Genomic DNA, 4,539 nt, shown 5'->3' with positions numbered 1-4,539 from the left:
ACAAGAAAAGGTTTACCAATAACTTCATTACTAGAATTAATAACAGAAGCATAGTGTACACCAAATATTATACTAATAGACTTGTAATGAGATTAAAATTTGATAACTTATCCAACTATAAAAAATAAATAATACTAAGTAATTATACTTAAATTATACTTGATAATATTAAAATATAAAATACAAAAGAAAGGAGTTGTATGATAAAGTTTAAGAACTAACTATATCATACAAGTAAAAATGAACAGTTCAAGAATGTAAGTATTTAGTGATGGTGTTTTAGCTATTGTTATTACTATAAAAGTATTAGCAATGAAAGTTCCAAATGGTGATACTTTAAATGATTTAATATCAATAATTCCGAGTTTTTCTTCATATATAACGAGTTTTATTTATGTTACAATTTATTGGAATAATCATCATTATTTAATAAAAAATACAAAACATATTAATCCAAAAATTTTATGGTCAAATATGTATTTTTATTTTGGATTTCTTTATTACCGTTTGCTTCTGATTGGATTAATAGCTTTAAATCAAGTATTTATCCGATAGAATTTTATGGTATTGTTCTATTATTTACAGCTCTTGCTTATTTAATTTTACAAAATATTGTAATTAATAATGATAAAACTGGTAAAATTAGAAGGCATATAGGTAATGATTTAAAAGGAAAAAATTCTTTATTTTCATATAGTAGCTATAATTTTTACTTTTTTTAATCCAGTAATATTAAGAATATTATATTTTTTTGTTGCTTTAATTTGGTTTATTCCTGATAAAAGAATGTTAAAATTGTTTAATGAAAAAGATATCGATTAATTTTTTAGTCGGTTTTTCTTATAATATTAAGGAGTTAATATGAAAATATATTTAGCGAGTGCTTCTCCTAGAAGAAAAGAAATATTAAATTTAATTTTTGAAAATTTTAGTGTATACATTCCTGAATTTAATGAAAAGGAATATAAAAAAAATTTAAATATATCTGATCCAGTAAATTTGACTTTAAAATTAGCTGTTGGGAAAGGTCTTGCAGCAGCTAAAGAATTAGATGATAGATCTGATAAAATTGTTATATCAGCTGATACAATTGTATATTTTAATGATAAAATATATGGTAAAGGTGAAAATAGAGAAAAATCCATATCAATGTTAATGGAATTAAATAATAATAAACATCAAGTTATTACTGCGGTTTGTATTATATATAATAATACAATAATTAAATTTACATGTTCAACAAATGTTTATTTTGGAAATAACAGTATTGAAACTATTGAATACTATGTTGATAAATATAAACCTTTCGATAAAGCTGGTGCATATGGAATACAAGATGCAGGTGCAATATTAGTTGAAAGAATTGAAGGTTCATATCATAATGTAATGGGTTTACCTATTAGAGAGGTATATAGAGAATTAAATAAAATAATAAAGGAGTAATATGAAAAAAGTATTATTTGTTTGTCATGGTAATATTTGTAGAAGTACAATGGCTGAGTCAGTATTTACACATATGATTAATGAAAAAGGTTTAAAAGATAAATTTATGATTGATTCAGCAGGAACAAGCAGTGAAGAAATTGGTAACTCACCACATCATGGTACTGTAAAAAAATTAAAAGAAAAAGGGATATTAGTAGTTCCACATAAAGCAAGACAAATAACTTTAAAAGATTTTCATGAATTTGATTATATTATTGCTATGGACAGTTATAATGTAAAAAATATAGAAAGATTTTTAGGAAAAAAATCTGGAAAAGTTTTTAAATTACTTGATTTTACAGGTAATAATTTAGATATTGAAGATCCTTGGCATACAAGAGATTTTGAGGAAACTTTTAAAGATATTTGTAGAGGTTTAGCTGCATTCTTATTAAAAATTGAAAATATAAAATAGGAGGAAATATATGGTAAATACAAGTACAAAAATAGGAAATTATGAATTTAAAAACTGTATCATGAATGCAGCAGGAGTATTATGTTATGATAAATCTGAATTAGAGCAAGTATTGAATTCAGAAGCTGGAACATTTGTAACAAAAACAGCGACACTTAATCCTAGGGAAGGTAATCCAACACCTCGTTATAAAAACACAAGTTTAGGAAGTATTAATTCGATGGGACTTCCAAATTTAGGTTTTGATTATTATTTAGATTATTTATTAGAGTTACAAAAAGAATTACCTGATAGAACATTTATATTTTCTCTTGTAGGTTTGAGTAAAGAAGAAACACATACATTATTAAAAAGAGTTGAAGAAAGTAATTTTAAAGGTTTAATTGAATTAAATTTATCATGTCCAAATGTTCCTGGAAAACCACAAATAGCATATGATTTTGAAACTACAGAAATTTTATTAAAAGAAGTATTTGAATACTTTACTAAACCACTTGGTCTAAAATTACCGCCATATTTTGATTTAGTACATTTTGATCAAGCTGCAGATATTTTCAATAAATATCCATTAGTATTTATTAACTGTATAAATAGTATTGGAAATGGACTTATAATAAATGATGAATCAGTGGTAATTAAGCCCAAAAATGGTTTTGGAGGAATTGGTGGAGAATATGTAAAACCAACTGCTCTTGCAAATGTTCATGGTTTCTATCAAAGATTAAGAAAGGATATTAATATCATTGGGACAGGTGGAATTCTTACAGGGAGAGATGCATTTGAACATATTTTATGTGGAGCTTCTATGGTTCAAATAGGTACAACTTTACATAAAGAAGGACCAGAAGCTTTCAGTAGAATAACAAATGAACTTAAAGAAATTATGAAAGAAAAAGGATATCAAAAAATTGATGACTTTAGAGGTAAATTAAAATATATGGACTAAGACAATATTAATTGAATTCCTTAGTTTAATATGTTAAAATTACATATACAGGAAGGAGATCTAATGGCTATAGTAACAATTAAGAAACCTCAAAAACCAAATATTTTATTTGGAATGGTTCTAAATAATCTAGAATCAAACTTGTACAATGCAATTTCAAACAAAAAATTAGCTAATGAGATTTTAAAGGGAAGTTTAAATATAAATAGTAGAAGGTTAATTCAAATAGTTGAAGTTGTAAGTTCAAACGATGAAGTATTAGATTTATTAGTTATTTATGATAAGATAGTAACAGAAAAAGAAGAAATGAAATTATTAAGTTCTTTGAAAGTAGAAGAGTTTAATTTTCACATATTTAATTTTAATAGAAAGGAAAAAGTAGATATTGAAAATATTGTAGAAGGTTTCAATATTTATAGGTAATTGTATGAAAAAATTAATTAAACTATTATTTATTGCATGCTTTTCTTTATTGGTAGTTAGCTGTAGTAGTGCTGGAGAAAAATTTGTAACAAGTTTTTTAGGAGAAAAGCTATTTAATTTAACAGAAGAAGAAAAATTCGCAAATAAAATGAAGAGTTATAAACTGGAAGCTGTAATTAAAACTACAAAAGGAGACATGAAACTTTATTTATATCCTGAAGCTGCACCAAAATTAGTTGCAAACTTCGTATTTTTAGCTCAAAATAATTATTATGATAATTTAAAATTTCATAGAGTAAGTGTTAACAACATTATTCAAGCTGGTGATAGAGTTGGAGATGGTACAGGAACACCTGGATATCTATTAGATGATGAATTTAGTTTTTTAAAATTTGATAGAGCTGGAATGCTTGCAATGGCAAATGCTGGTAAAAATACTAATGGATCACAAATATTTATAACTTTACAAAAAGCAGAAGAATATAATAATGAATATTCAATTATTGGAAATTTAAAAGATAGAAATGATTTATCAATTGCTAGATTAATAAGACAAGATGATTCAATTGTGGATATTGAAATATCAGGATATAATGTAAATGAATTTTTAGGTAATTTTGATAAAGAAGTTAAAGAGTGGACTGAAAAACTTAAAGAAACTGGATTTGAAGTTAAATAAAAAATGGAAGATTATTTCTTCCATTTTTTGTTTGTTAAATTTATTTTTTTAATAAATCTCTGATTTCAATTAATAATTCTTGATCTTTAGTTAATACAGGTTCAGCAGGTGCTGGTTCTTCAACTGGTTGTTGTTTTTTAGCTTTCATTAATGCTTTTAATACTAAGAAGATAACTAAAGCAATAATTAAGAAATCAACAATATTTTGTATAAACATACCATAGTTAATTGCTAATGCTGGTGTTTCACCTTCAGCAGGTTTTAAGATAATTTGTAATGTTTTGAAATCAACATATCCTAATATTAAACCAACTACAGGCATAATAATATCATTAACTAATGAAGCAACTATTTTTCCAAATGCTCCCCCCATAATTACCCCAACTGCTAAATCAATAATATTACCTTTAGCAATAAATTCTTTAAATTCTTTTAACATGCTTTCCTCCTAAATTAATATTTCAATATATTATACATTTTTTTTGCTACTAAAACAAGTAAAACAATAATTAGAAAAAATCACCTAAATTAAAATAGTAAGTGTCCAAAAGTTTAATTAAGCTATATTTAATAGACACTCATAAACTTGAT

At 24.7% G+C, this 4,539-nt stretch carries 6 protein-coding genes and 1 pseudogene; 6 read left to right on the top strand and 1 reads right to left on the bottom strand.

Translation table 11 applies throughout. The annotated features are described in order from the left end of the window. Nucleotides 1–276 precede the first annotated feature (276 nt). The 6 genes and pseudogenes from GM111_RS08290 to GM111_RS07905 form a co-directional block, all read left to right on the top strand. Nucleotides 277–555, top strand: a pseudogene (locus tag GM111_RS08290) (TMEM175 family protein); the annotation flags it as partial. A 306-nt stretch (nt 556–861) separates the two neighbouring features. Further along, nucleotides 862–1,443: a nucleoside triphosphate pyrophosphatase gene (locus GM111_RS07925; protein ID WP_156300559.1), complete on the top strand. Its 582-nt coding sequence runs from the start codon at nt 862–864 to the stop codon at nt 1,441–1,443. 1 nt (nt 1,444) lies between these two features. Next, on the top strand, nt 1,445–1,900 hold the full coding sequence (locus tag GM111_RS07920) for a low molecular weight protein-tyrosine-phosphatase (protein ID WP_156300558.1): 456 nt from the start codon (nt 1,445–1,447) through the stop codon (nt 1,898–1,900). Between the two features lie 10 nt (nt 1,901–1,910). Then, complete coding sequence (locus GM111_RS07915) at nt 1,911–2,846, top strand: dihydroorotate oxidase (RefSeq protein WP_156300557.1); 936 nt, start codon at nt 1,911–1,913, stop codon at nt 2,844–2,846. Nucleotides 2,847–2,909: 63 nt separating this feature from the next. Then, on the top strand, nt 2,910–3,269 hold the full coding sequence (locus GM111_RS07910; protein ID WP_156300556.1) for a hypothetical protein: 360 nt from the start codon (nt 2,910–2,912) through the stop codon (nt 3,267–3,269). A gap of 4 nt (nt 3,270–3,273) precedes the next feature. Then, nucleotides 3,274–3,948, top strand: a complete 675-nt coding sequence (locus GM111_RS07905) for a peptidylprolyl isomerase (RefSeq protein ID WP_156300555.1) — start codon at nt 3,274–3,276, stop codon at nt 3,946–3,948. 40 nt (nt 3,949–3,988) lie between these two features. Here the strand turns inward: GM111_RS07905 and mscL are convergent, their stop codons facing one another. Then, the gene (mscL, locus tag GM111_RS07900) at nt 3,989–4,387 is read right to left on the bottom strand and encodes a large-conductance mechanosensitive channel protein MscL (protein WP_156300554.1); all 399 of its coding nucleotides are present in this window, start codon (nt 4,385–4,387) and stop codon (nt 3,989–3,991) included. Between the last annotated feature and the right edge of the window lie 152 nt (nt 4,388–4,539).

Origin of the sequence: Streptobacillus canis, from assembly GCF_009733925.1 — a bacterium.
Lineage (GTDB): Bacteria > Fusobacteriota > Fusobacteriia > Fusobacteriales > Leptotrichiaceae > Streptobacillus > Streptobacillus canis.
Note: the sequence above shows the minus strand (reverse complement) of the source record. Positions and strands in the feature narration are given on the sequence as shown.